We start from the raw sequence: 23,781 nt of genomic DNA, 5'->3' as shown, positions 1-23,781 counted from the left end.
CCCCCCCCCCCCCCCCCCCGGCTGCGTCCGGGCCTCTGCGGTCGCCCCGAGGGGTGAGGACCGGCCGTTCGCCGCGCCCCGGTGCGGGACCTGACCGACGATGTCGCAGAATGCTCAACCAGTCGGCCGGGAAGGCTCCGGTCCGAGGGTGCAGGAGACCGGATGGAGCAGGGAACCGGCGAGGGCGCGGCGACGGTTGCGCCCGACCGTTCCCGTGCCCGCCCGGTGGACACCCTCCCGGGCGTCGCGCACCTCGCCGCGCCGGTCGGCTCCGACGAGGAGCTGCTGGCCGCCGCCCTGCCCTACCTCGACGAGGGGCTGCGGGCGGACGACCTGGTCGTCCTCTCCTTCCCCCCGGAGACGGCGGCGCTGGTCACCGGTGCGCTGGGCGAGCGTGCCGGAACGGTCGAGGAGGACACCCGGCTGTGCCTCCTGGGCACGACGGTGCCCGACGCCGTCGCCGCCGGCCGCGACCTGGTGCGGCGGGCGCGGGGCACCGGCTCGGGCCGGTTGCGGGTCGCGGGTCAGATCCGGTTCGGGGCGACGCCGCGCGACTGGCGCGAGGGGCTGCGCTACGAGGCCGCCGTGAACCTGCTGCTGGCCGCCCGGCCGGTGTCGGGTCTGTGCCTGCTCGACCGCCGCGAGCTCTCCGCCGAGGTGCTCGCCGGCGTGGCCGCCACGCACCCCTGGGTGCTCACCGACGGCCGGGTGGTCCCGAGCGGGGCCTTCGAGGACCCCGCCGGCTACGCGCGCCGGCTGCCGGTGCCCCGTGAGCCGCTGGAGGAGGAGACCCCGGCGCTGGCGGTGGACGACGCCCCGTCGCTCTCCGAGCTGCGCCGGCTCCTGCGGGCGGTGATCCAGGCCCGGGTGCCCGATCCCGACCAGGCCGCCGACCTGCACTTCGCCGCCAGCGAGATCGCCAGCAACGCCTTCCGGCACGGGGCCCGCCCCGTGTCGGCCCGCGTGTGGGGCGACGGCGAGCGGCTGGTGTGCGCCATCACCGACCAGGGGCACGGCACCGACGTCCCCTTCCCCGGCTTCCACCCGGCGCACGGCGTGGACCTCGCGAAGGGCGGCATGGGCCTGTGGCTGACCCGCAAGCTCTGGGACCACGTCGACCTGGCCCCGGGGCCGGCCGGTTTCACCGTCCGGCTCAGCTCCCGCCTGCGCTGATGCGCGCCGATCCGTCCGCGCCGCCGGGGCCGTTACGGTGAGCGACGTGGAGGACGCCGTCGACCTGATCCTCGATCAGTGGGCCCGGGAGCGTCCGGACCTCGACTGCTCGCCGATGGGGATCGTCGGGCGCATCACCCAGCTCCAGCGCGAGGTCCACCTCGCCCAGCGGGCCACGTTCGCCCGGTACGGCCTCGACGCGCCGTCCTTCGACGTGCTGGCGGCCCTGCGGCGGGCGGGCGCGCCCTACCAGCTCACGCCGACCGCCCTCATGCGCACGGCGCTGGTCACCTCCGGCGCGATCACGCAGCGGCTGGACCGGCTGGAGGAGCGGGGCCTGATCACCCGCGAGCGCAGCGAGGCCGACGGCCGGGCCGTCGTCGTCACGCTCACCGACGCGGGGCGCGCGGCGCTGGACGCGGCGCTGCCCGACCACCTGGAGACCGAGCGGCGGCTGCTGGAGGCGCTGCCGTCGGAGGACCGGGAGCAGCTGGCGGCGCTGCTGCGCCGCCTTCTCGTGGGCCTGGGGCGGGTGCCGCAGCAGCCCTGAGCCGCCCGCTCCGTCAGGGCAACGCATCCTCCGCCGCCCCCAGCAGGGCGTGCGAGTCCTTGCCCGTCCGCTTCGCGGCGTACATGGCGGTGTCGGCGCGGTGCAGCAGCTCCTCGGCGGTGCAGCCGGCCGTCCCGAGCGCGCCGCCGATGCTGGCGGTCACGGTGATGGTGCGGGTGCCGACCCGGACCGGCGCACGCAGCGCGGTCAGCAGCCGGTCGGCGACCTCGCGCAGGCGGATCCCGTCGGCGTCGGCCAGCAGGAGGGCGAACTCGTCACCGCCCAGCCGCGCGACCACGTCCTCCCCGCGCACGTCGGCGGAGAGCCGGGCGGCGACGGCCAGCAGCAGCTCGTCCCCGGCCGCGTGCCCCAGGGTGTCGTTCACGTCCTTGAAGTCGTCGACGTCGACGAACAGCACCCCCGGCGAGGTGCCCGGTCCGGCGTCGGCGGTCGCGGAGACGAGCCGCTCGTTGAAGGCGGTCCGGTTGAGCAGCCCGGTCAGGGGGTCGGTGCGCGCCTGGCGCCGCAGCTCGTCCTCGAACAGCTTCCGGTCGGTGACCTCGCGGAAGTTCACGACCCAGCCCTCGATGCCGACGGCGTCCACGCGGCCGCTGATCCGCATCTCCACCCACCGGGTGCCGCCCGAGCTGTGCTGGACGCGGATGTCGGTGTCCACGACGCCGGAGCCGCCGCCCGGCGAGCGGCCGGCCGCGGCGACGGCGGCCTGCAGGCGCGGCTGGTCGCGGGGATCGGCCAGCGAGATGGCGTCGCGCCCGACGTAGTCCGCCGGGGGGCGGCCGAGGAGCGACTGGACCGCCGGGCTCATGTACGCGACCGACCCCGCGGCGTCGACGATGGCGATGACGTCGGCGGCGTTCTCGAGCAGGATCTGGAGGCGTGCCTCGCTGGCGGCCAGAGCGGCCCGGGCCCGTTCGCGTTCGCGGGTCAGCGCTGCCAGCCGCCACAGCGCCAGCCCGGTGAGCAGCGTGCTGCCACCGCCCAGCGCGTAGCCGATCACGCCGTGGTCCGCCGTCCACAGGACGAGCACGGCGGGGTTCACCAGCAGGACCGCGCCCACGGCGACGACGCGACCGAAGGTGGTGTCCCCCTCCGCGGCCGGGCCGGGTCCCAGCGCCGTGACCGAGGGGTGCCGGCCGGCGAGGCACAGCGCGGCGAGGGGGAGGAGGGACAACGGGTCGAGCACCGCGGAGCCCCGCGGGGCGGAACCGGTGAGGATGGCGCCCCCGTACGCCGCCACGGCCAACGTGGCGGCGGCGAACAGCGCCGTCGTGGTGGCCGTCCGGCCCCGGGTGAGGGCCAGCGGCACGCAGACGATGAGCAGGACGGCGATGAGCACCGGGGTCCCGACGCTGACCTCGATGACGTCCCCCGCGGACTCGTGCCGGTCGCCCTGCACGGCGAGAAGGATGAGCCCGGCCGCCAGCAGGAGGGTCAGGGTGTCGGTCCAGGACGCCCAGTCGCGGCGCCGCCGGCCGCCCCGGACCACGCCCACGGCCCCGACGGCGAGTGCTGCGTAAGCCGCTACGTCGAGGGCGGACTCCAGGGGCGCGCTGATCTCTGGCGCCAGGCCGGCCAGCGCGGCGACGTCCGCGACGCAGCTCAGCGCGAACAGGGCGAGCCCGGCCGCCACGCCGAACCAGGCGACGACGAGCGGGGTCCGGTGCACCCGCAGCGCGGTCAGCACCCCGGCCAGCCCGAGGCCGTAGAGGACGATCTCGGCGGCCGGGCGCCACGGGCCGTCCGGGACGACGGTGACCACCAGCGCGATGGCCAGCACGACCAGGGCCGCGTGCATCCAGGCGGCACGGGCGGTCGGGGCGTAGGGGCCGGTCACGCGACCCCATCGGCACGGGCGACGCGGTCCTTGATCACCTCATCTCGTCGGGGGAGAGCCGCTCAGATCGCGGGGAGGTCCTCGGGGCGCAGGTCGGGGCGCACCCGGACGAAGCGCAGGGGGTGGCGGAACACCCCGGCCTGCAGGGCGGCGTCGGCGCTCACCTCGACGACGGCGCTCGGCTCCACGCGGGTGAGCGGGACGGCCAGGCGGCCGCCGCCGAACCGGCCGGTGCCGATGCGCTCGGGCCAGGGGTGGTCCGGGCCGGCGGGGCGGAGCACGGCGGCCAGTTCGGCCGACTGGACGGGCGAGAGCGGGCTGCTGCGGCCGACGACGACGAGCTCGCCGTCGCGGTACCGGCCGGCGACCAGCTGGCCCGGCCGGTCGAGGTCGCCGATGACGCCGCCGGCCAGCACCTCGGTCGTCTCCCAGCTCTTGACCTTCAGCCACTCCCGGCGCCCGGGGGCGTAGCGGGTCGCCGCCCCCTTCACGACCAGCCCCTCGACGCCGGCCGGGCGGAAGTCGTCGAACCACTGCCGCGCCTCGGCGGGGTCGGCGGTGACCGGCGAGAGCTGCATCGGCGGCGCCCAGCGGGCGGCCAGCTGCTCGAGGGCGGCGCGGCGCCGGGTGAACGTCCGGCCGCGCAGGTCCTCCCCACCGGCGGCCAGCAGGTCGAAGGCCACGTAGGAGGCGGGCGCGGCGGAGACCTGCGCCGCGATGCGCCCGGCCGAGGCCACCATGCGCTGCTGCAGCAGGCCGAAGTCGAGCCGGTCGTCGTGCCAGATGACGACCTCGCCGTCGACCACGGTGCCGGGAGGAACCTGGGCGAGCGCGGCGGCGGCGACGTCAGGAAAGCGGTCGGTGAGGTCACGCCCCTGCTTGGACCACAGCCGGGTGGCGCTGCGGTCGCGCACGACCACCAGCCGGTAGCCGTCCCACTTGGGCTCGTACCGGCACCCCCCGCTCAGCGCGGCGGGCGACGGGATCTGGCGGACCGGCTTGGCCAGCTCCACGGCGACCGGCCCGGCGAGCTCGGGCGGCAGCGCGGGCAGACCCGGGGCGGACAGGGGCACCGGGACAGCCTGCGGGGCGGCCGGGCGCCGCGCACGCCGGAAGCCGCAGGTCACACTCGTTAGAGGGCCGGTCGTGACCGGGTGTGGTCGACCGGGCGGGTGGCCACGTGTCGGGCATGGGGCCGCGGCGCCACTCCTGTCCCTCGCTTCCCCCGCGACGCTGGGCTGGTGCCGCCCCCGCCGGACGGGGTGGTCGTCGCCTACCGTGCCCGGAATGGTGGACGCGGAGATTGCTGGGAGCTCGCTCGTCGGGGACGCGCACCTGGTGCTGCTGGCGCCGATCGATCTGACCCGGCCGTTGACCGGCACCGACCAGTCGTCGGTGACCGCCGTCCAGCACGACGCGCTGGCGGGGTGGGACGTCGCCCCGACCCGGCAGATGGTCGCTGCGCTGCGCGGCTCCCTGACCTACGTCGACGCCGAGCAGGACCAGATCGTGGAACTGCTGCGCGCTGGCCCCGGCCCGCTGGCGGACCTCCAGACGGCCCTGGAGGGGGCACTGCCCTCGACGGTGGACCCGGGCGGCTTCCGGGTGCTTACCTGCGAGGCGATCGTCCTGGCCGCCGGCCAGGCCAGCCTGCGCGTGATCCTGATGGTTGACCGGGGCTGGGACACCGGCGAGGTGCTGGCCGCCTTCGGTGCGACGGTGCGCGACGCCACCTGCGACGCGATCCGGGGCGCCCTGCTGCCGTTGATCCGTGAACTCCACGAGGCGTGCCTGGACTGCGCTCCCGACGACTCGCTGGACGTGCCCTACTTCCACCTGATGTACGGCGGCACGGCTCCTTCGAGCGTGGCCGAGGCCGGACGGGCCGACGTGCTGCGCACGCTGGTCTATCCGCCGGACGCGGGCGTCCTGCCCAACCACTCGCCCAGGAGTGGGGAGTTCGTCTTCCTCGGCTACGGCTTCTCGCTCGTCGTCTGCTCCAATGCCGGCACCGGGCGACTGTGGGACATATCCGTCCTCGTCTCGCTGTGCTCCACCATGTTCCGGCGCTTCGAGCGTGTGTGTGACGCGGTCGACGCCAACCTCCGCGACGAAGCGGTGACCTGCGACCGCCAGGCGCTGCTCCGGCTGCAGGAGGCCGTGCAGGTCGAGTACGAGGACCTGCGGTCCCCGAGCTTCGTGTACCGGCACGAGTTCCTGGTGATGCGCGAGGAGTTGCTGCAGGCGTGGCAGGTCGACCGCCTGTCCGGCCGTTCGCGCACCCTGCTCGGGCTGCTCGGCAGCCGCGTGGGCCGGCTGGACCGGGAGCAGAGCGCCACGGTCGCCCGGAAGCTGGAGATCCTCCTGTTCGCGGTCGCCGCCATGTCGATCATCAGCGTCGCCGGGGAGGCCCGGTCCCTCGTCCTCGACGAGGCCTGGGTGACCCTTTCCGTGGTCGCCGTGATCTTCTGCGCCCTGATGGTCTACGCCGTGAAGGGGGTGCGCCGGTGACGGCTCCCGAGGTGGTGGTGTGGACGCTCGACGGCCGGCCCCACGAGGGGATCGACTACGGCACGCGACTCGTCGAGCGACTCGCCGAGGCGGGCCTGCGCGTGGAACAGGTCGTCCAGGACGAGCGCCCACCGACCGACGCCGAGCTGGCCGCACCGGTGCACGTGCTCTCCGGGGGGACCACTCTGGCCACGAGCGGCGTGCCCTGGCTGACCGCGGTAAGGGCCGCCCTCGAGCGGCCTTTGCGACTTGCCGCCCAGGGGGATGCGCTGGTGATCGGCGTCTGCCTCGGATCGCAGTTGCTGGCCGAGCGGCTCTTCGGGCCGGGCGCCACGGCGCCGTCACTCAACGGTTTGGAGGTCGGTCTCGGACGGGTGTTTTCGAGCAGTCCCGGCTGGATGTCCTACGCGGCCGTCCCGCAGTTCCACTACTACGAGATCCTGGCGGAGTCCGTGGCGCGGCACCCCGATGCCGAGGTCGTGCTCACCGGGGACCATTCGGCGGTGCAGGCATTCACCGTCGGCGGCCACGTCCTGGCCATGCAGTTCCACCCGGAGCTGACCGTCGATGACGTCGACCGGCTGATCGACCACAACGCCGGGCTGCTGGAGGAGTTCGAGCTGCGGCCGGGCGATGTGCGGGGGCGGGTGCGGCAGCGCGCCGCCGACTGGAGCCCGGCGCCGGCCCAGGACCTGATCGTGACGCCGGTTCGCCGGTTCCTGGCCGACGGCGGGGGGCCGGGACGGCGGGCGTGAGGGCCCCGCGCCACGGAGAACTCCGGCTCCGGGAGTGGTGCACCCCGCTCAGCCCGCCAGGAGGAGCAGGCTGTAGGCCGCCAGGGATGGCGCGTCGGTGAAGCGGCCGTCGCGGATCATCGCCCGCAGCTCCCGCTCGGGGACGAACGCGGACACCATGTCGGCCTCGGTCGCCTCCCGCGCGGGAGGGCCGGGCACGAGCCCTGTCGCCAGCCAGACGTCGAACTCCTGCGTGGAGAGCCCCGGCGCCAGGTCGAGGTGGCCGAGGTGGGTCAGCGTGCCGGCGCGCAGCCCCGTCTCCTCGGCGAGCTCCGCCCGGGCGAGCTCCTCGGCCGAGCCCTCCGCGCCCTGGGTCCAGGCGCCCTGCGGGAACTCCCAGGCGCGGCGGCCGAGCGGGTGGCGGTGCTGCTGCACCAGCCAGAAACCGTCCCGCTCGGCGGGCAGCACCAGGGCGAAGTGGGGCTTCTCCACCACGCCGTAGACGCCGCGGGACCCGTCGGCCCGCTCGACGCTGTCCTCCCGCACCCGGATCCACGGGTTGCGGTACACCTCCCGGCTGCTCGTCGTCCGCACGGTGGCGAGCGTGCCAGAGACGTGGACCATGGACGGCGATGACCGAGCGCAAGCCGCCGGGGGTCTCCTTCGAGACCTGGGTGGACACCCAGATCGCGCGTGCCCGGGAGCGCGGTGACTTCGACGGCCTGGAGGGCGCCGGCAAGCCGATCGCGGGCCTGGAGCGCGACATCACCGCCTACGACTGGGCCGTGGCCAAGGCCCGGCGCGAGGGCATCGAGACCGCGGAGATGCTGCCCCCCGGCCTCGCCCTGCGCCGGGAGCGGGACGTGCTCCCGCAGCGCGCGGCCCGGCTGGGCACGGAGGAGGCGGTCCGGGCGCTGGCCGAGGACTTCAACGCCCGGGTCGAGGCCTTCTGGCGCACCCCGCAGCCCAGCCGGTGGTCGCCGGTGCCGGGGCTGGCCGACGTCGAGGCGCTGGTCGAGGGCTGGCGGCGCGACCGGCCCGCCGAGGAGCCGGCTCCCGCCCCGCCCTCGCCCCCGGTGCGCCGGCGCTGGTGGCGCCGGCGCGGCTGAGCGCCGCGCCGGTCACCCGCCGGCGATCACCTCGCCCACGCTGTCGGCGACGAGGTAGGGCTCGGACTCGAACGGGGCGAGCAGCTCGTCGTCCAGGTCGACGCCGAGGTCCGCCTCGGCCGCCGTGGTCGAGAACGACCCCTGGACGGTGCCGGCCACCTCGACGTCCGTCTCCGGCTCCAGCCCCTCGACGCCTTCGGACGCCAGCACCAGCAGGGGCGGCACGCCGCTGTCGGCCGCGCCGGCGATGACGAAGGCCTGGGGGCCGAGAACCGCCTCGACGCCGGCGGACAGCACCACCTCCTCACCGAGGTACTCGTCCAGCAGGTCGTAGACCCCGGTGTCGTAGAGCCCCTCGTAGGTGGGACCGGACTCGACCTCGGTGTCGCCCAGCCCCTCGTCCTCCTCCGGGGAGTCGCCGAGGGGAGCGCTGACCGGCTCCGGCGCGGCGTCGTCCCCGCAGGCGGCGAGGCCGAGGGGCGAGAGCGCCAGCGAGGTGGCGACGGCGAGGCGGGCGAGTGGTCGTGGCACGGTCGGTCCTCCTGGGTCGGAGTTCTCCCGGGAGCTGCTCCCCGGCGTCCGTCCCCGGTGGCTTTCCGGCGGCGTCCGGTCCCATGCGCGCCACGGCGGTCCGTCGTGCATTCGTAATGCGGCCTCACCGCCGGCGTCGGCACCGCTTGGTGCGGCGGAGGCGCTGCGGGGCCGGGCCGGTGGAGCGGGAGCCGCGCCGTCCGCTCCTGGCGGAACCCGCGTCGGGGCTGCGGGGCCGGGGTAGGGGCCGGGTCCACCGAGGAGGAGGCCGACATGACCGAGGTACCAGGGACCGACCGCGACGAGGCCCGGGAGAACGTGCTCGAGGAGACGCCGATCACGCCGGAGGGCGTCGAGCAGGACACCTCCACCGGGGGCGACGAGGGCCAGGACGGGAACCAGGCCAAGCCGGACGCCGGGACCACCGATCCCGTGACGTGAGCCGGGCGGTGACCCGTCCCGCGCCGCGACCTGGGTCGGACGGTGTCCCGTGCCGGGCGCAGTCGCTCTCGGCCCCGCCCGGCGGGGCAGAGAGCGACTGTCCTCGGGACCCCTGCACGGCCCCGCCGGCTACCCCGGCAGGACGTCGAACTCGTTGAACGCCGCACCGCCGGAGAGGGTGGCGTAGCCGGGCCCGCGGTCGAAGAACGGCTCTTCGCCGGTGCGGGCGCCCCGCAGGGTGGCCCGCAGCTCCTCGGTGGCGGCCAGGTCGGCCTCACCCGACTCGAGGACGACGACGCCGTAGTCCTCCCGGGCGCCGGCGACCGACACCTTCCGCCAGGAGATGTCGCGCAGCACCTCGTCGACCGGCCGGTCCAGCGGGTCGCCCCAGCCGCCGCCCCCCGTCGTCCGGATGCGCACCACGGTGCCGGCCTTCAGCGGCTCGGCGTCGGCGAGCGCGTCGACGTCGTGCTCGCCCGGGCCGCCCGGGTCGACGGTGATCTGGAACGGCCGCCCCGCCTTGCCGCCCTTGACGCCCCAGCAGGCGAGGATCGAGCGATCGGCGATCGACATGAAGTGGGCGTCGCGCAGCACCCGGATGTGCTTCTCGTAGCCGCAGCCGCCGCGGTAGCGCCCCGGCCCGCCGGAGTCCATCGCCAACCCCAGCCGCTCGACCCGCAGCGGGAAGCGGCCCTCGGTGAACTCCGTCGGCAGGTTCCGCGAGTCGGGGACGACGTGGATGGTGTCCTCGCCGTCGGCGTAGTAGCGCCCGCCCGAGCCGCCGCCGAGCACCTCGCGCATCAGGTACGGCTCGCCGTCGAAGTCCGTGCCGTAGACGCCGGTGTAGCGGATCGTCTCCTGGTCGGCTGGCATGCGGCCGCCGGTGGCCTTCGCGAGCACCCCGGCGAGCACGCCGAGCAGCCGCAGGATGACGAACGTCCGGGCGTTGGTCGGCGCCGGGAAGATCGGCGTGAGCAGCGTGCCCTTCTCCGGGAAGCGCATCTCGATCAGCGGGACGACGCCCTCGTTGACGTCGAGCTGCGCCATGCGCTCCGGCGTCTCGGCCAGGTTGCGCAGGATCGGCGCCAGCCACTTCTTGAGGAAGTTGCCGTCGGCGTAGTCGCCGCAGTGGTTGATCGGGCCCTTGGCCTGCGGGCCGGTGCCGGTGAAGTCGATGACGAGCGGGACGTCCTTGGTGGAGTCCATGATCAGCGTGATCCGCTGCCGGTGCAGCTGCGGTTCCTCGACGCCGTCGTGCTCGGCGTAGTCCTCCCAGACGTACGTGCCGTCCGGGATCTGCGACAGGATCTCCCGCCGGTACACCTCGGTGGAGCTGTCGAGGATCGCGTCGAAGGCGGCCTCCACGGCCTGCACACCGTACCGCTCGAACAGCTCCCCGAGCCGGCGGGCGCCCGCGAGGCAGGCCGAGCACTCCGCGTCGAGGTCGGCCGCGAGCGAGTCGGGCATCCGCGAGTTGCGGGTCATGATCTTCAGCGCGCTCTCGTTGGGCACGCCGCGGTCCCACAGCTTGATCGGAGGGACCATCAGGCCCTCCTCGTACACGCTGGTCGCCGCCGACGGCATCGAGCCCGGCACGGCGCCGCCGATGTCGTCGTGGTGGCCGAACGCCTGGATGAAGGCGACCACCCTCTCGGCGCCGTCCACGTGCGCGAAGACCGGCACGGTGACGCAGAGGTCGGGCAGGTGGCCGATCCCGCCCTCGGAGAGGTAGACGTCGTTGTGGAAGTAGACGTCGCCGGGGTTCATCGAGTCCAGCGGGTAGTCCCGCACGACCGGCTGCACCAGCGCGGAGTACGAGCGGCCGGTGAGCTTGCGCATCAGCCGGTCGTGGATGCCGGCCCGGAAGTCGTGCGCGTCGCGGATCATCGGGGAGCGGGAGGTGCGGCCGATGGAGGTCTCGACCTCCTTCTCGATCGCGGCCAGCGTGCCGGCGACGATCTCGACGAGGACCGGGTCGGCGGTCGTGGTGTCGGTGAGGCTCATCGGCCGGTCTCCTTCGTGAGCAGCAGGTTTCCGTAGGCGTCCACCGTGGCGGCGAAGCCGGGGTGCACCGGGACGGTGGAGCCGAACTCCTCGACGATCGCCGGGCCGCTGACGACGTCGCCGGGGGCCAGGCGCAGGCGGTCGTAGGTCGGCGTCTCCACCCAGTCGCCTCCGGGGGACGACGACGGCTGCACAGCGTCGAAGAAGACGGGACGGGAGCCCGTGACGGCCCGGTCCGTCCCGCCGTCGGCCGGCGCCAGCTCGACGAGGTCGGGACGCCGGATCGGGCCGATCCCGCTGACCCGCAGGTTCACCCACTCCACGGCCTGGCGCGGGTCGTCGGCGAAGTCGTAGCCGTACAGCTGGCGGTGCGCGGCGTGGAACTCCCGCGCCACCGCCTCGGTGGCCTCGGCGTCGAGCTCGCCGTCGGCGACCGGCACCCGCACCTCGAACGCCTGGCCGACGTAGCGCAGGTCCGCCGTCCGCTGCATGCGCTGCTGGTCGCGGCCGAAGCCCTCGCCGTCCAGGGCGACCTGCGCCTGGGCCTCGAGGTCGGCGTAGACCGCGCGCACCCGGGCCAGGTCCAGGTCGGCGTGCCGGCTGATCACGGTCTGCACGTAGTCGTTGCGGACGTCGACGGTGAGCAGGCCGAAGGCGCTCACGTTGCCCGGGTTCGGCGGCACCAGGGTGCGGGGCAGGCCGAGGATGTCCATGAGCCGGCAGGCCAGCAGCGAGCCCGAGCCGCCGAAGGTGGTCAGCGTGAAGTCGCGGACGTCGAGGCCCTTGGCCACGGTCACCTGGCGCAGCGCGTTGGCCTGGTTCCACGCGGAGATCTCCAGGATCCCGGTGGCCGTCCGCTCGAGGTCCATGTCCAGCTTCGCGCCGAGCTGCTGCAGCCCGTCCCGTGCGGCATCGACCGACAGCGGGATCTCGCCGCCCAGCAGGTGCGGGGGGATCCGGCCGAGGACGACGTGGGCGTCGGTGACGGTCGGCTGGTCGCCGCCCGAGGGATAGCACATCGGGCCGGGGTCGGCGCCGGCTGACCTCGGGCCCACCTTGAGCGTGCCCTCCGGCGAGAGCCACGCGATCGAGCCGCCGCCCGCGCCCACGGTGACGACGTCGATCATCGGGATCTTGGACGGGTAGTCGCCCACCGAGCCCTCGGTGGTGAGCGCGGGCTCCCCGTCGATGACCACCGTGACGTCGGTGGAGGTGCCGCCGCCGTCGCAGGTGAGCACGCGGTCGAACCCGGCGGTGCCGGCGATCAGCGCCGCGCCCAGCGCCCCGGCGGCCGGGCCGGAGAGCATCGTGGTGATCGGCTGGTGCACGACCTCGGCGGCCGAGAGCACGCCGCCGTTGCTCTTCATGACGTAGAACGGCACGCCGGGGGCGATCTCGTCGAGGCGGGTGCGGATGTTGGTGACGTAGGCGCCGACCTTCGGCTTCACGGCGGCGTCCACCAGCGTGGTCACCGAGCGCTCGTACTCCCGGTACTCGCGCAGCACCTCGGAGCTGATGCTCACGACGGCGTCGGGGTGCTCCTCGCGGATCACCTCGAGCATCCGGCGCTCGTGCGCGTCGTCGGCGTAGGCGTGCAGGAAGCAGACGCCGACGGTGGTGATGCCGGCGTCGCGGAAGAAGCGGGCGGCGGCGCGGGCGTCGTCCTCGTGGAAGGGGCGCACCTCCGCGCCGGTGTGGTCCAGCCGCCCGCGGACGGTGCGGACCAGGTCGGCCGGGACGATCCGCGGCGGCTTGACCCAGAAGTAGCTGTTGCCGTAGCCGTCGGGCACCGACTGGCGGGCGATCTCCAGCACCGACTCGTAGCCCTCGGTGGTGATGAAGCCCAGGCGGTCCAGCTTGCCCTCGAGCAGCTGGTTGGTGGCCACCGTCGTCCCGTGGCTGACGGCGGTCACCGCCTCGCCGGTCAGGCCCATCAGGTCCAGCACCTTGCGGACGCCGGTGAGGAAGCCCTCGGCCGGATCGGCGGGCGTGGACGGCGTCTTGGTGGTGGTCGTCCGCCCGGTCTCCTCGTCCACCGCGACGACGTCGGTGAACGTCCCGCCGGTGTCGATGCCGATGCGGACCCGGCGCTCGCTCATGGAGAGAAACCTTAGCGGTGAGATAACCGGATCGGAAGACTCCCGCCGCCGCGGGTGCGCCCCGCGCGGGCCCTGCCTACCGTGGGCCGATGGACACCGCCGACCTGCTCGCGCTGCGGTCCGACGACCGCGCGGCCCTGCTCCTGATCGGCCTGCGGGGCGACTGGTAGCCCTACTGCTGCGCCCAGGCGGTCCGCCTGGCCCCGTCCCTGCCTCGTCTCGCCGCCGCCGGCACCGAGGTCGTGCTCGCCTCGGTCGACCCGCCCGAGGTCCAGCTCGCGTTCGACCGCACCTGGCACGTGCCCTACCGCTGGGTGAGCGATCCCGACGGCTCCCGGCTGGCGAAGCCGCTGGACGCCTGGGACGAGGACGCCTCGATCTTCCGGCCGGTCGTCGTCGCGGTCGCCCCCGACGGCTGGGAGGTGTTCCGGGAGCTCTCCCGCGACTTCACCGACCGGACGGACGACGAGCCCTTCCTCACCGCGCTGGAGGGGCTGGGCCTGCCCCCGCTCCCCGAGCCCGGGCCGTGGGCACCGGAGGGCGTCGAGCCCCGGCCGTCGAAGCGGGCGTTCACGCCCGGCTCCTTCATCCCGTACTTCCGCGCCATCAAGTTCAACACCATGGCGCTGGCCGACCGGATGCGCGACGACCGGGACCGCGAGGAGGTCCGCACCGAGAACCGGATGGCCGCTTCCTTCCTGGAGGCGTTCGACCGCTGGCGGGCCGAGCACCCGCCTGAGCGGCAGTAGTCAGCCCGGTGCCCGCCGCGCGCCGGGCTCCTCCGCCGCCGCGTGGAGGCGCTCGGCGCCGGGCACGTCGGAGAACAGCCACGGGTCCAGCCGCTCGGACCTGCGCACCACGCTCACCGCCCCGGTGCGCTCGAGCACGACGCAGCCCACCTCGGCGAGGTCGCGGATGCCGGCCAGGCGCAGCTTCTGCCGCAGCTCGTCCTCGCCGACGTGGGCCGCCCGCATGTTCTCCCGCAGCGGCACGTCCCCGGCCATGAGCAGCACCGGGGGGCGGTTCAGCAGCCGGTCCACCCAGCGGCTGCGCCGGACCCGCACCAGCGCGATCTGCGTGGTGAAGAGGGTGACGATCGCGACGACCCCGGTGAGCAGGGTCGGGTCGAGCAGCAGCGCGGTCCGGCCGATCACCGCGCCGAGCGCGATGGCGCAGCCGAGGTCGAAGCTGGACATGGTGGCGAGGCTGCGCTGGCCGACCAGCCGGACGCAGAGGACCAGCACCAGGTACATGGACACGGTGGTCAGGACGACGAGGCCGGCCGTCAGCCAGTCGATCCCCAGCCGGTCCCTCATCGGGCCTCCCCGGACGGCGGTGTGGGTCGGCCCCATTCTCGGGGGCGTCCGCCGCCGCGGCTGCGCGCCTCCCGGGTCACTGCCGTGCGGCAACAGCTCGGCAGACCAGGGGCCGGCGCGGTCAGTCGGCGAGCGTGCGCAGGATCCGGGCGAGCGCGGCGCGGTCCTCGGGACCCAGGCGGGCGAAGAGCTCGGCGGAGTCGGCGGCCCGCGCGCGGCCGATCTCGCCCCGGAGCCGCCGCCCCTCGTCGGTCGGCCGCAGCAGCACCGCCCGGCGGTCGGCGGGGTCGGGCGACCGCTCGACGAGCCCGCGCTCCTGCAGCCCGTCGGCCACCTCGGTCGCCGACCTCGGGGCGATGTGCAGCGCCTCCGCCAGGTCGGAGAGCCGCACGCCCTCGCGCTCGCAGACCACCCGCAGCGCCCGGGCCTGGTGAGGAGAGAGGTCCCAGGGGGCCAGCGCGTCGCGCCACCGGCGGCGCTGGGTGCGGGCCACCCGCATCAGCAGGTCGCCCAGCTCGCCGGTCCGGTCCTCCGCCACGGGGGAATGGTAGCGGCGGTGCTCCGGTTACCGGACAGTGAGGTAACCTCAGCAATCTGGAGGTGGCGACATCAGCGAGACGATGACCGGCGGCGGGGGCCGCGGTGGTGGCGGCGGCGGGGGCAACTCCGGCCGCAGGCCCGACCCGGCCGACCTCGCCCAGCTGGAGCGGTCCCCGGTGCGCTGGGGCCGGGTCGCGGCGCTGTTCCGCCCGTATCGCGGGCAGCTCGCCGTCGTGGTCGCGCTCATCGTGGCGTCATCGGCCGTGGCGCTGGCCACGCCCTTCCTCATCCGCCTGGTCATCGACGAGGCGATCCCCGAGCAGGACGTGCCGCTGCTGCTGTGGGCGGTCGGCGGGATGCTCGCCGTCACCGTGGTCACGGCCGTCTTCGGCGTCGTGCAGACGTGGCTGTCCACGACCGTCGGCCAGCGGGTCATGCACGGCCTGCGGACGGCGGTCTTCACCCACCTGCAGCGCCAGTCCCTGGGCTTCTTCACCCGCACCAAGGGCGGCGAGGTGCAGTCGCGGCTGATGAACGACATCGGCAGCATGCAGTCGGTCGTCACCTCGACCGCCACCTCGTTCGCCTCCAGCGCGACCACGGTCATCGGCACGGCCGTCGCCATGGTGGTGCTGAGCTGGCGGCTGTCGCTGCTCTCGCTGGTCGTCCTCCCGCCGGCGATCTGGCTGACCCGCCGCGTGGCCCGCATGCGCCGCACGATCACCGCCCAGCGGCAGCGGCACCTCTCCGACCTGCACTCCCAGGTCGAGGAGGGGCTCAGCGTCAGCGGCGTGCTGCTGGGCAAGACCCTCGGCGCGGGGCCGGTGCAGTCGCAGCGCTTCGCCGGCACGTCGGAGTTCCTCGTGGACCTCGAGGTCCGCTCGCAGCTGGCCGGGCGCTGGCGGATGGCCACGATGAGCGTCGTCTTCGCCGGCATCCCGGCGCTGATCTACCTGGCCGCGGGCCTGCCGGCGACGTCGGGCGGCATGACGATCGGCACGCTGGTCGCCTTCACCACGCTGCAGGGCGCGCTCTTCCGCCCGCTCATGCAGCTGCTGGACATCGGCGTCTCGCTCACCGCCTCGATGGCGCTGTTCAGCCGGGTGTTCGAGTACCTCGACCTGCCGGTCGACATCGACGACCCGGCCTCCCCCGTGCCGGTCGACCCGGCGCGGGTGCGCGGGGAGGTGCGCTTCGAGCACGTCGGCTTCCGCTACCCCGACGGCGTGCGGCCCGCGCTCGACGACGTCGACGTCACGGTGCCCGCCGGCTCCACCCTGGCGCTGGTGGGCGAGACGGGCTCGGGCAAGAGCACGCTCGCCTCCCTGGTGGCCCGGCTGAACGACCCCACCGCCGGGCGGGTGCTGGTCGACGGCGTGGACGTGCGCGACGTGCGGCTCGCCGACCTCGCGCGCGTCGTCGGCGTCGTCTCCCAGGAGACGTACCTGCTGCACGGCACGGTGCGGGAGAACCTGCTGCACGCCAGGCCCGACGCCACCGACGCCGAACTGGTCGACGCCGCCCGCCGCGCCCAGGTGCACCACGTCATCGCGGCGCTGCCCGACGGCTACGACACGGTGGTCGGGGCGCGCGGGCACCGCTTCTCGGGCGGGGAGAAGCAGCGCCTGGCGATCGCCCGCACGCTGCTGCGCGACCCCCGCGTGCTGGTGCTCGACGAGGCGACCAGCGCCCTGGACAACGAGACCGAGCGGGCGGTGCAGGCCGCACTGGACGAGGCCGCCCTCGGCCGCACGACCATCACCATCGCCCACCGGCTCTCCACCGTGCGCGACGCCGACCGCATCGTCGTCCTGGACGCCGGCCGGGTCGCTGAGCAGGGCACCCACGAGGAGCTCCTGGCGCTCGGTGGCCGGTACGCCCGGCTGGCCGGCCTCGCCCAGCGGGACGCCGTCCTCGCCGGCTGAGGCTCGCGCCGTCGTCCACGCCGCGCCGCCCGGCCCCGCGGTTCAGTCCAGATCGGCCTGCCAGAGGTCGGGCCCGAAGACCTCGTACTGGATGTCCCTGGCCGGGACGCCCCGGTCGATGAGCGTGCTGCGCACCGCCTGCATGAACGGTAGCGGGCCGCAGAGGTAGTACACCGCGCCCCAGGGCAGGTCGACCTGCGAGAGGTCCATCTGGCCGGCGTGCGCCCCGGCGACCGGCATCGAGCACCCGTCGCCCTGCTCGAACCAGACGTCCACCGAGGCGTTGGGCAGCTTCTGGGCGTCGCCGACCACCTGCTCCCGCAGCGCCCAGGAGGCCTCGTCGACGTCGGCGTGCCACAGTCGCACGTCCAGGCCGGAACCGGCGTGCGCCAGGTGCGAGAGCATCCCGGCCATCGGCGTGATGCCGATGCCGGCGCTGGCGAAGACCACCGGGCGCCCGGAGTCGTCGAGGACGACGTCACCGAACGGCACCGACAGCTCGAGCCGGTCGCCGACGCCGACCGAGTCGTGCAGCAGGTTCGACACCTCGCCGTCGGGCTTGCCGCCGCCGTGCACCCGCTTGACGGAGAACTGGCGGTGCTCGCCGTCGTCGGCGCGGGTGAGGCTGTACTGCCGCGGCTGGCGGACGCCGTCGGGCATGACGGGGCGCACCGTCACGTACTGGCCGGGCAGCGAGGTCTTCACCAGCCGGTCGTCGACCCGCTTGACCTTGAAGGTGACGACGTCGTCGGTCTCGGGGGTCTTCTCGGTGACCTCCCACTGCCGCCAGACGGTGTCCGGGCGGACGCCCCGGGCGCTGTACAGGCCGCGCTCCTGGTTGATGAGCGCGTTGGCCATCAGCCAGTAGACCTCGTCCCAGGCGGCGGCGACCTCGGGCGTGACGGCGTCGCCGAGGACGTCGACGATCGCCCAGAACAGGTTGTCGTGCACCACCTGGTACTGCTCGGGCGTGATGCCCAGCGAGGTGTGCTTGTGGGCGATGCGGCTCATCAGGTGCTCGGGCAGCCGGTCGGGGTGGTTCACCAGCGCGCTGGCGAACACCGCCACGGAACCGGCGAGCGCGACCTGCTGGGTGCCCTCGGCCTGGTTGCCGCGGTTGAACGTGCCGTCGAACAGCTCGGGGTGCTCCCCGAACAGGTGCGCGTAGAACCGCCGCGCGATCTCCTGGATGTTCTCCGCGACGACCGGCAGCGTGGCCTGGATGACGGGTGCGGACCTGTCGGACAACATGCGGAACTCCTTCCCCCTCGGTTCCCCGTACCAGGGCCACGTTAGGCAACACGGGGTGGCGGGGCAGGTTCGGAACGGTCCCGGGAGGTCACCTCGCGCCGTATGGTCACCGCCCCGGGCGCGGAACCGGTCCATCCGACGAGCAGCGGGGGGTGAGCGCGGGATGCCTGCGCAGCAGGGCGCCGTGCCGTGGGGGGACACGGGCCCCGGCCTGCCGGAAACCCACCTGGCGTGCGCGTTCGTGCAGGCGGTGGACGCGCTGCTGTGCATCATCGACGCCGAGGGCCGGATCGTGCTCGCCAACCCCGCCCTGCAGCGCTTCACCGGGCTCGACCGCGACGCGCTGCTCGGCCGGCGGTTCGTCGAGGTGTGGGTGATCCCCGGCGACGTGCCCTACGCCGAGGAGGCCGTGCAGCTGGCGATCCGGAGCGGCAAGGCCTACCCGTTGGAGGCCGACTGGGTCGACGCGCACGGTGGCTTCCGGCGGATCACCATGCGCAACACCGTCCTGCGGGACGACGACGGGCAGCCCTGGGCGATCGCCTGTGTGGGCCTCGACGTGACGGAGGAGCGGGCCCGGGAGGCGCGGCTGCACGAGAAGACCCGCACCGATCCGCTCACGGGCGTGGCCAACCGCGGGGCACTGTTCGACGAGCTGGCGCTGCGGTTGAGCACGACCGGCTGCGGGCTGCTCTTCTGCGACCTCGACGAGTTCAAGCGGGTCAACGACCAGTACGGGCACGGCGTGGGCGACCGCCTGCTCGCCGAGGCGGCCACCCGGCTGGTGGAGGTCGCCGGCCCCGAGCACCTCGTGGCGCGCTTCGGTGGCGACGAGTTCGTGATCCTCTGCTCCGTGGCAAGCGAGGCGACGCTGGCCGACCTGTCGCAGCGCGTCGTCGCCCGGCTGGGCATGCCCTTCCCGGGGCCCGACGAGCCGCTGTCGATCGGGGTGAGCGTCGGGGCGACCATCGGGCGTCCCGGGGAGCCGTCGGACGACGTCATCGCCCGCGCGGACCGCGCCATGTACGGGGCGAAGAGCACGGAGCGGCGGCGGGCGCGGCGGCTGCCCTGACCCGGCGGCGATGAGTTCCGGGGCCGGCGGTCGTCTACCCGGAGACCGCCCCGCCCCACGCAAGGAGGACACCGTGCGCCCGCTCGTCGTCACCACGTTCCTGACCCTCGACGGGGTCGTGCAGGCCCCCGGCGGCCCTCAGGAGGACACCTCGGGCGGCTTCCGCCACGGCGGCTGGCTGGTGCCGTTCTTCGATGAGGCCATGGGCGCCCAGATGGAGCGGTGGTTCGCCCCCGCCGAGGACTTCCTCCTGGGCCGCGGCACCTACGAGATCTTCGCCGCGCACTGGCCGAAGGCCCCGACGGAGGGCGACCCGGTCGGCTCGGCGCTGAACACGTTGACCAAGCACGTGGCGTCGCGGAGGCTCACCGCGCCGCTGGAGTGGGACACCGCGCGGCTGCTCGAGGGTGACGTGCCCTCGGCGGTGCGGGAGCTGAAGCAGCGGGACGGCGGCGAGCTGCAGGTGCACGGCTCGGCCGGGCTGGTGCACACGCTGCTGCGCGAGGACCTGGTCGACGAGCTGCGGCTGATCACCTTCCCGATCGTGGTCGGCGCGGGCAAGCGCCTGTTCGCCGACGACGCAGCGCCGCGCTCGTGGCGGCTGACCTCGTCGGAGGTGACGTCGACCGGAGCCGTGATGGCGGCCTACCGGCGGGTGGGCGAGCTGGAGACCGGGGACCTGACGCTCCCGGGGTGAGCCGGCGGCGGGTTCCACGTGGAACCCGCCGCCCACCCTCAGGGCCAGCGGCCCGCCGGGGTGCTCCTCCCGAGCTCCGTGGGAGCCGGGACGGCGTAGGCGCCGGGGCCCTCGTCGAGCCACAGGTCGGGTCGGGTCAGGAGCTCCCGCGCGGCGTCGGGCGGCAGCAGGTGCAACTCGCTGATGAGCCGCCGCTCCCGGTCCCCGCCCGGGGTCGTGCTGTCGTCGCGCAGCTCGAGCAGCCCCGCGTCGAGCCACCGCAGCAGTTGCGCGGAGCGCGCTCCCAGGTCCGGCGCATCCCACCAATCGTCCCGGTCGTCGAGGAAGCGCCCTGCCGACGAGTCCGGCGGGGGCCAGGTCTGCTCCCCGGAGCGTCACGTGCGGCACGACGCTCCCGGCGGGGTGCCCCGGACGACGCTCTGCCTCTGCTCCCCGTGCGGACCAGGGACAGAACCTCCCGAGGGGATCCCCGACCCCGGCGCCGCCGTCGCGAGGTCTTCGGTGGCGCAGCACGGCCTGGCCGGGGAGTGTGTTCATGATCGGTTCCGGGCGAGCGAGGAGGTCCCATGGCGGAGGTCCACGGCAGGTGCGACGAGCGGTTCGCGGGGGTACGCGAGGCGCTGGCGCAGCAGCTGGACGGCGAGGAGCTCGGCGCATCGGTCGCCGTGGACCTCGACGGCGAGACCGTCGTCGACCTCTGGGGCGGTCACCGCGACGAGGCGCGCACGCTGCCGTGGTCGGAGCACACGATCGTCAACGTCTGGTCGACGACGAAGTGCGTGCTGGCGCTGGCCGCCCTCATGCTGGTCGACCGCGGCGAGCTGGACCTCGACTCCCCGGTGGGCGACTACTGGCCGGAGTTCTGCGCGAAGGGCAAGAAGGACGTGCGGGTGCGGCAGCTGCTGTCGCACACCTCCGGCGTCTCGGGCTGGGAGCAGCCCTTCTCCATCCGCGACATGTACGACTGGCCCTCGGCCACCGAGCGGCTCGCCCAGCAGCGCCCCTGGTGGGAGCCGGGGACGGCGTCGGGCTACCACGCCAACAACCAGGGGCACCTGGTCGGCGAGGTGATCCGGCGGATCACGGGCACGACGTTCAAGAAGTTCGTGGCCGACCGGATCGCCGACCCGCTGGGCGCGGACTTCCAGATCGGGGCGCGGGAGTCGGAGGTGTCGCGGATCGCGCCGGTGGTGCCGCCGCCGCCCCCGGACGTCAACCCGCGCACGCTGGACCCGGAATCGGTGGCGGTGAAGACCTTCACCGGCCCGCTGGCCTCGGCGAAGGCCGCCAACAGCCCGGAGTGGCGGGCCGCCGACCTCGGTGCGCTCAACGGCCACTCCAACGCCCGCGGCGTCATGCGGGTGCTGCGCACGCTGTCGCTGGGCGGCGAGGCCGGCGGGGTGCGGCTGCTGCAGCCCGCCACCGTGGAGAAGGTGCTCGACGTGCAGGCCGACGGCGTGGACCTGGTGCTGGGCGCGCCGTTCCGCTGGGGGACGGGCTTCTGCCTCGGCTCCCCGACGGTGCCCTACGTGCCCGAGGGCCGGACCTTCTTCTGGGGCGGCTGGGGCGGCTCGCTGGCGGTGGTGGACCTCGACCGGCGGCTGACGATCACCTACATGATGAACCGGATGGGCGCCGGGCTGATCGGCTCGCCGCGCAGCGAGGCCTACGTGCGGGCCGTGTACGACGCGCTGGCCTGATGGACCTCGACGACGTCCTGCCGCGGCCGGAGCACGTCACCCGGCAGGCGCGCTGGATCGCGGCCGGGCCCGAGGCCGTCTGGGACGCGTTGCACGCGGTCCGTCTCTCCCAGCTGCCGGTGACGCTGGTGCTGGGCGTGGCCCGGTTCCTGCCGGTGGTGCTCTCCGGCCGCGGCATCGGGCAGCTGCACGACCGGCCGTTCCTGGACGCGCTGCCGGTGCCGTTGCTGGGCGCCGAGGCGCCGTCGTCGGTGGTCTTCGGCGGTCCGCTGCAGGCCTGGCGCCTGGACGGCGGTGACGACGGCCCGGCGTTGGATGCGCCGGCGTTCCGCCGGTTCACCCAGCGCGGCTGGGTCAAGGCGGCGATCGACTTCCGGCTGACCGCATGCGGCGGCGGCACGGAGCTGAGCTCGGAGACCCGCGTCATGTCGACCGACGAGGTCACCCGCCGCCGGTTCGACCGCTACTGGCGGCTGATCCGGCCGGGCAGCTCGGCGGTCCGCTGGGAGGTGCTGACGGCGGTGGAGCTCAAGGCCACCGGCCGCCTGCCCTGACCCGTCACCCCCTTCGAGCACGTGCGCTGACAGTGAGGGCCCGGCGTCCAGCACCCTGCGCCGGCGCGCATCGTCGGTGGGGGGCACGACCGTCACGGGTGGTGCACGCCGGGAGGATGTGCGCATGCCGTGGACCGAGAAGGACATCCCCGACCTCACCGGGCGCACCGCGGTGGTGACCGGTGCCAACGGCGGCCTCGGCCTGCAGACGTCGCTCGCGCTGGCCGGTGCGGGAGCGCACGTCGTCCTGGCCGCGCGGGACCCGCAGAAGACGACGGCCGCGGTCGCCCGGATCACCGAGCGGTACCCGGCGGCGTCGCTGGAGGTGGTGCCGCTCGACCTGGGCGATCTCGCGGCGGTGCGGGCCGCGGCGGACGCGGTGCTGGCCGGGCACGGGCGGGTCGACCTGCTGGTGAACAACGCCGGGGTGATGGCGATGCCGCAGCGCGCCACCGCCGACGGCTTCGAGCTGCAGCTCGGGGTGAACCACCTCGGGCACTGGGCGTTCACCGCGCACCTGCTCCCCGCCCTGCTCCACGCGCCGTCGGCCCGGGTGGTGACGGTGACGAGCACGGCGCGCCACCGCGCCCGGCGGCTGGACCCGGCCGATCCGCACCTGCGGCGCGGCTACGGGGCGTGGGCCTCCTACGCCCGGGCCAAGATGGCCAACCTCCACTTCGGCCTGGGGCTGCAGCAGCGGTTCGCGCGGGCCGGGGTGTCCGCGGCCTCGCTGATCGCGCACCCCGGGCTGTCGAACACCGACCTGCAGGCGCGGTCGGTGCGGGAGGGCGGCGCCGGGTGGGTGGGGGCGTTCTTCGAGGCGCTGACGGCGCGGTCGGGGATGACGCCGTTCGAGGGCGCCCGGCCGCAGCTGCGGGCGGCGACCGACCCGCGGTCCCGGGGTGGGGAGCTCTACGCGCCCCGGTTCGGCTCGCACGGGCCGGCGGTGCGCCGGCCGGTCCTGCGGCGGTGGGCCCTGCAGGAGCGGATCGACGTCCTGTGGGAGGTGTCGGCGCGGGAGACCGGCGTCCCGCTGGAGGTGCCGCCCGCCTGACCCGCCTGACCCGCGTGCCCGCGCCCCGACTTCCGGGAAGTAGGGGCCCGGCCGGTCCTGCGGAGGCCGACTTCCGGGAAATCGGGGCCTGCCGCGGTCGACGGAGCCCGGTTTCCCGGAAGTCGGGCCCCGGGGCTCGGGCTCAGCGGGGGAGCGGGCCGTGCCCGGGCTCGCTGCCGCCGGGCACGTGCCGCTCGGTGCCCCGCCCGATCCGTTCCCCGCAGACGTCGCACACCCAGGAGGCGGCGATGCGGTGCCCGTGGTGGTGCAGCTCCACCGGCGGTGAGTCGGCGACGTGGCGGTCGCCCCACTGCATGAGCGCCTGCAGCACCGGCAGCAGGTCGATGCCGGCCCGCGTCAGGTGGTAGTCGGCGCGCGGCGGGGTGCGGCTGTACTCGCGCCGCTCCAGCACGCCGGCGTCAACGAGGGCGGCGAGCCGGGCGGCCAGCCGTTCCCGGGGAGCACCGGTGCCGCGGAGGATCTCGCCGAACCGGTGCGCACCCAGCGACACCTCGCGGACGATCAGCAGCGCCCACCGGTCGCCGACGACGTCGAGCGCGCCCGCGATCGAGCAGCGCCGGCCCGGGAGCTCGTCCAGTCGCGTCGTCATGCCTACAGGTTCGCAGATCAAACCGACTCGTGTAACGTCCCGGCGCATCCGGTTC

General features: G+C 74.6%; 23 protein-coding genes and 1 pseudogene. 13 read left to right on the top strand and 11 right to left on the bottom strand.

Translation table 11 applies throughout. The features are described 5' to 3' along the window. Positions 1 to 162 precede the first annotated feature (162 nt). Entirely contained in the window at positions 163 to 1,173 is a 1,011-nt protein-coding gene (locus tag QOZ88_RS19215) for a sensor histidine kinase (protein WP_306001316.1), read from the top strand. 46 nt (positions 1,174 to 1,219) lie between these two features. Continuing rightward, positions 1,220 to 1,723 carry a MarR family winged helix-turn-helix transcriptional regulator gene (locus tag QOZ88_RS19210; protein WP_306001315.1) on the top strand — a complete coding sequence of 168 codons (504 nt, stop codon included), beginning with the start codon at positions 1,220 to 1,222 and terminating at the stop codon, positions 1,721 to 1,723. A gap of 13 nt (positions 1,724 to 1,736) precedes the next feature. Here the strand turns inward: QOZ88_RS19210 and QOZ88_RS19205 are convergent, their stop codons facing one another. Then, the gene (locus QOZ88_RS19205; protein WP_306001314.1) at positions 1,737 to 3,578 is read right to left on the bottom strand and encodes a diguanylate cyclase domain-containing protein; all 1,842 of its coding nucleotides are present in this window, start codon (positions 3,576 to 3,578) and stop codon (positions 1,737 to 1,739) included. 62 nt (positions 3,579 to 3,640) lie between these two features. Continuing rightward, positions 3,641 to 4,651 (bottom strand): ATP-dependent DNA ligase, encoded by a 1,011-nt coding sequence (locus tag QOZ88_RS19200; RefSeq protein WP_306001313.1) that lies wholly within the window; start codon positions 4,649 to 4,651, stop codon positions 3,641 to 3,643. A 214-nt stretch (positions 4,652 to 4,865) separates the two neighbouring features. Here QOZ88_RS19200 and QOZ88_RS19195 point away from each other — a divergent pair, with 214 nt between their 5' ends. Together QOZ88_RS19195 and QOZ88_RS19190 are read left to right on the top strand one after the other, a co-directional pair. Beyond that, positions 4,866 to 6,089: a hypothetical protein gene (locus tag QOZ88_RS19195; RefSeq protein ID WP_306001312.1), complete on the top strand. Its 1,224-nt coding sequence runs from the start codon at positions 4,866 to 4,868 to the stop codon at positions 6,087 to 6,089. Continuing rightward, positions 6,086 to 6,844 carry a glutamine amidotransferase-related protein gene (locus QOZ88_RS19190; protein ID WP_306001311.1) on the top strand — a complete coding sequence of 253 codons (759 nt, stop codon included), beginning with the start codon at positions 6,086 to 6,088 and terminating at the stop codon, positions 6,842 to 6,844. The genes QOZ88_RS19195 and QOZ88_RS19190 overlap by 4 nt, the downstream gene beginning before the upstream one ends. A gap of 48 nt (positions 6,845 to 6,892) precedes the next feature. Here QOZ88_RS19190 and QOZ88_RS19185 read toward each other — a convergent pair whose 3' ends face one another. Further along, positions 6,893 to 7,417 (bottom strand): NUDIX hydrolase, encoded by a 525-nt coding sequence (locus QOZ88_RS19185; protein ID WP_306001310.1) that lies wholly within the window; start codon positions 7,415 to 7,417, stop codon positions 6,893 to 6,895. Positions 7,418 to 7,455: 38 nt separating this feature from the next. On the opposite strand from QOZ88_RS19185, the gene QOZ88_RS19180 reads away from it, so the two are divergent. Then, on the top strand, positions 7,456 to 7,932 hold the full coding sequence (locus tag QOZ88_RS19180) for a DnaJ family domain-containing protein (RefSeq protein ID WP_306001309.1): 477 nt from the start codon (positions 7,456 to 7,458) through the stop codon (positions 7,930 to 7,932). A 12-nt stretch (positions 7,933 to 7,944) separates the two neighbouring features. On the opposite strand, the gene QOZ88_RS19175 is transcribed toward QOZ88_RS19180, so the two are convergent. Beyond that, entirely contained in the window at positions 7,945 to 8,463 is a 519-nt protein-coding gene (locus QOZ88_RS19175) for a hypothetical protein (RefSeq protein WP_306001308.1), read from the bottom strand. 273 nt (positions 8,464 to 8,736) lie between these two features. On the opposite strand from QOZ88_RS19175, the gene QOZ88_RS19170 reads away from it, so the two are divergent. Continuing rightward, positions 8,737 to 8,904, top strand: a complete 168-nt coding sequence (locus QOZ88_RS19170; protein ID WP_306001307.1) for a hypothetical protein — start codon at positions 8,737 to 8,739, stop codon at positions 8,902 to 8,904. A gap of 129 nt (positions 8,905 to 9,033) precedes the next feature. On the opposite strand, the gene QOZ88_RS19165 is transcribed toward QOZ88_RS19170, so the two are convergent. Beyond that, the gene (locus QOZ88_RS19165; RefSeq protein ID WP_306001306.1) at positions 9,034 to 10,908 is read right to left on the bottom strand and encodes a hydantoinase B/oxoprolinase family protein; all 1,875 of its coding nucleotides are present in this window, start codon (positions 10,906 to 10,908) and stop codon (positions 9,034 to 9,036) included. Further along, complete coding sequence (locus QOZ88_RS19160; RefSeq protein ID WP_306001305.1) at positions 10,905 to 13,007, bottom strand: hydantoinase/oxoprolinase family protein; 2,103 nt, start codon at positions 13,005 to 13,007, stop codon at positions 10,905 to 10,907. The genes QOZ88_RS19165 and QOZ88_RS19160 overlap by 4 nt, the downstream gene beginning before the upstream one ends. A gap of 182 nt (positions 13,008 to 13,189) precedes the next feature. Here QOZ88_RS19160 and QOZ88_RS19155 point away from each other — a divergent pair. Continuing rightward, positions 13,190 to 13,756, top strand: a pseudogene (locus tag QOZ88_RS19155) (hypothetical protein); the annotation flags it as partial. Here QOZ88_RS19155 and QOZ88_RS19150 read toward each other — a convergent pair. Together QOZ88_RS19150 and QOZ88_RS19145 are read right to left on the bottom strand one after the other, a co-directional pair. Further along, a complete protein-coding gene (locus tag QOZ88_RS19150; protein ID WP_306001304.1) occupies positions 13,757 to 14,323 on the bottom strand; it encodes a DUF421 domain-containing protein in 567 nt (188 codons plus the stop codon). A gap of 121 nt (positions 14,324 to 14,444) precedes the next feature. Beyond that, on the bottom strand, positions 14,445 to 14,861 hold the full coding sequence (locus tag QOZ88_RS19145; protein WP_211435198.1) for a MarR family winged helix-turn-helix transcriptional regulator: 417 nt from the start codon (positions 14,859 to 14,861) through the stop codon (positions 14,445 to 14,447). An 82-nt stretch (positions 14,862 to 14,943) separates the two neighbouring features. Between QOZ88_RS19145 and QOZ88_RS19140 the strand changes: the two genes are divergently transcribed. Then, positions 14,944 to 16,788 (top strand): ABC transporter ATP-binding protein, encoded by a 1,845-nt coding sequence (locus QOZ88_RS19140; protein WP_306001303.1) that lies wholly within the window; start codon positions 14,944 to 14,946, stop codon positions 16,786 to 16,788. Between the two features lie 42 nt (positions 16,789 to 16,830). Here the strand turns inward: QOZ88_RS19140 and QOZ88_RS19135 are convergent, their stop codons facing one another. Then, positions 16,831 to 18,039 (bottom strand): globin domain-containing protein, encoded by a 1,209-nt coding sequence (locus QOZ88_RS19135; protein ID WP_306001302.1) that lies wholly within the window; start codon positions 18,037 to 18,039, stop codon positions 16,831 to 16,833. A 163-nt stretch (positions 18,040 to 18,202) separates the two neighbouring features. On the opposite strand from QOZ88_RS19135, the gene QOZ88_RS19130 reads away from it, so the two are divergent. Next, positions 18,203 to 19,111: a GGDEF domain-containing protein gene (locus QOZ88_RS19130; RefSeq protein ID WP_306001301.1), complete on the top strand. Its 909-nt coding sequence runs from the start codon at positions 18,203 to 18,205 to the stop codon at positions 19,109 to 19,111. Between the two features lie 73 nt (positions 19,112 to 19,184). Then, complete coding sequence (locus QOZ88_RS19125; RefSeq protein ID WP_306001300.1) at positions 19,185 to 19,808, top strand: dihydrofolate reductase family protein; 624 nt, start codon at positions 19,185 to 19,187, stop codon at positions 19,806 to 19,808. Between the two features lie 38 nt (positions 19,809 to 19,846). Here QOZ88_RS19125 and QOZ88_RS19120 read toward each other — a convergent pair whose 3' ends face one another. Next, positions 19,847 to 19,984 carry a hypothetical protein gene (locus QOZ88_RS19120; protein ID WP_306001299.1) on the bottom strand — a complete coding sequence of 46 codons (138 nt, stop codon included), beginning with the start codon at positions 19,982 to 19,984 and terminating at the stop codon, positions 19,847 to 19,849. Between the two features lie 390 nt (positions 19,985 to 20,374). Here QOZ88_RS19120 and QOZ88_RS19115 point away from each other — a divergent pair, with 390 nt between their 5' ends. From QOZ88_RS19115 to QOZ88_RS19105, 3 genes are all read left to right on the top strand, one after another. After that, complete coding sequence (locus tag QOZ88_RS19115; protein ID WP_306001298.1) at positions 20,375 to 21,508, top strand: serine hydrolase domain-containing protein; 1,134 nt, start codon at positions 20,375 to 20,377, stop codon at positions 21,506 to 21,508. Further along, the gene (locus QOZ88_RS19110) at positions 21,508 to 22,062 is read left to right on the top strand and encodes a hypothetical protein (RefSeq protein ID WP_306001297.1); all 555 of its coding nucleotides are present in this window, start codon (positions 21,508 to 21,510) and stop codon (positions 22,060 to 22,062) included. Before QOZ88_RS19115 ends, QOZ88_RS19110 begins: the two co-directional genes overlap by 1 nt. A gap of 124 nt (positions 22,063 to 22,186) precedes the next feature. After that, positions 22,187 to 23,116: an oxidoreductase gene (locus tag QOZ88_RS19105; RefSeq protein ID WP_306001296.1), complete on the top strand. Its 930-nt coding sequence runs from the start codon at positions 22,187 to 22,189 to the stop codon at positions 23,114 to 23,116. Between the two features lie 142 nt (positions 23,117 to 23,258). On the opposite strand, the gene QOZ88_RS19100 is transcribed toward QOZ88_RS19105, so the two are convergent. Continuing rightward, entirely contained in the window at positions 23,259 to 23,726 is a 468-nt protein-coding gene (locus QOZ88_RS19100; protein ID WP_306001295.1) for a winged helix-turn-helix transcriptional regulator, read from the bottom strand. Between the last annotated feature and the right edge of the window lie 55 nt (positions 23,727 to 23,781).

Origin of the sequence: Blastococcus carthaginiensis (assembly GCF_030731085.1) — a bacterium.
GTDB lineage: Bacteria > Actinomycetota > Actinomycetes > Mycobacteriales > Geodermatophilaceae > Blastococcus > Blastococcus carthaginiensis.
Note: the sequence above shows the minus strand (reverse complement) of the source record. Positions and strands in the feature narration are given on the sequence as shown.

Coding starts and splice junctions, on each gene's coding strand:
- QOZ88_RS19170 (WP_306001307.1), top strand. CDS start 8,737: ATGACCGAGGTACCAGGGACCGACCGCGACGAGGCCCGGGAGAACGTG.
- QOZ88_RS19110 (WP_306001297.1), top strand. CDS start 21,508: ATGGACCTCGACGACGTCCTGCCGCGGCCGGAGCACGTCACCCGGCAG.
- QOZ88_RS19140 (WP_306001303.1), top strand. CDS start 14,944: ATGACCGGCGGCGGGGGCCGCGGTGGTGGCGGCGGCGGGGGCAACTCC.
- QOZ88_RS19115 (WP_306001298.1), top strand. CDS start 20,375: ATGGCGGAGGTCCACGGCAGGTGCGACGAGCGGTTCGCGGGGGTACGC.
- QOZ88_RS19165 (WP_306001306.1), bottom strand. CDS start 10,908: ATGAGCCTCACCGACACCACGACCGCCGACCCGGTCCTCGTCGAGATC.
- QOZ88_RS19215 (WP_306001316.1), top strand. CDS start 163: ATGGAGCAGGGAACCGGCGAGGGCGCGGCGACGGTTGCGCCCGACCGT.
- QOZ88_RS19180 (WP_306001309.1), top strand. CDS start 7,456: ATGACCGAGCGCAAGCCGCCGGGGGTCTCCTTCGAGACCTGGGTGGAC.
- QOZ88_RS19130 (WP_306001301.1), top strand. CDS start 18,203: ATGCCTGCGCAGCAGGGCGCCGTGCCGTGGGGGGACACGGGCCCCGGC.
- QOZ88_RS19160 (WP_306001305.1), bottom strand. CDS start 13,007: ATGAGCGAGCGCCGGGTCCGCATCGGCATCGACACCGGCGGGACGTTC.
- QOZ88_RS19105 (WP_306001296.1), top strand. CDS start 22,187: ATGCCGTGGACCGAGAAGGACATCCCCGACCTCACCGGGCGCACCGCG.
- QOZ88_RS19150 (WP_306001304.1), bottom strand. CDS start 14,323: ATGAGGGACCGGCTGGGGATCGACTGGCTGACGGCCGGCCTCGTCGTC.
- QOZ88_RS19195 (WP_306001312.1), top strand. CDS start 4,866: ATGGTGGACGCGGAGATTGCTGGGAGCTCGCTCGTCGGGGACGCGCAC.
- QOZ88_RS19100 (WP_306001295.1), bottom strand. CDS start 23,726: ATGACGACGCGACTGGACGAGCTCCCGGGCCGGCGCTGCTCGATCGCG.
- QOZ88_RS19135 (WP_306001302.1), bottom strand. CDS start 18,039: ATGTTGTCCGACAGGTCCGCACCCGTCATCCAGGCCACGCTGCCGGTC.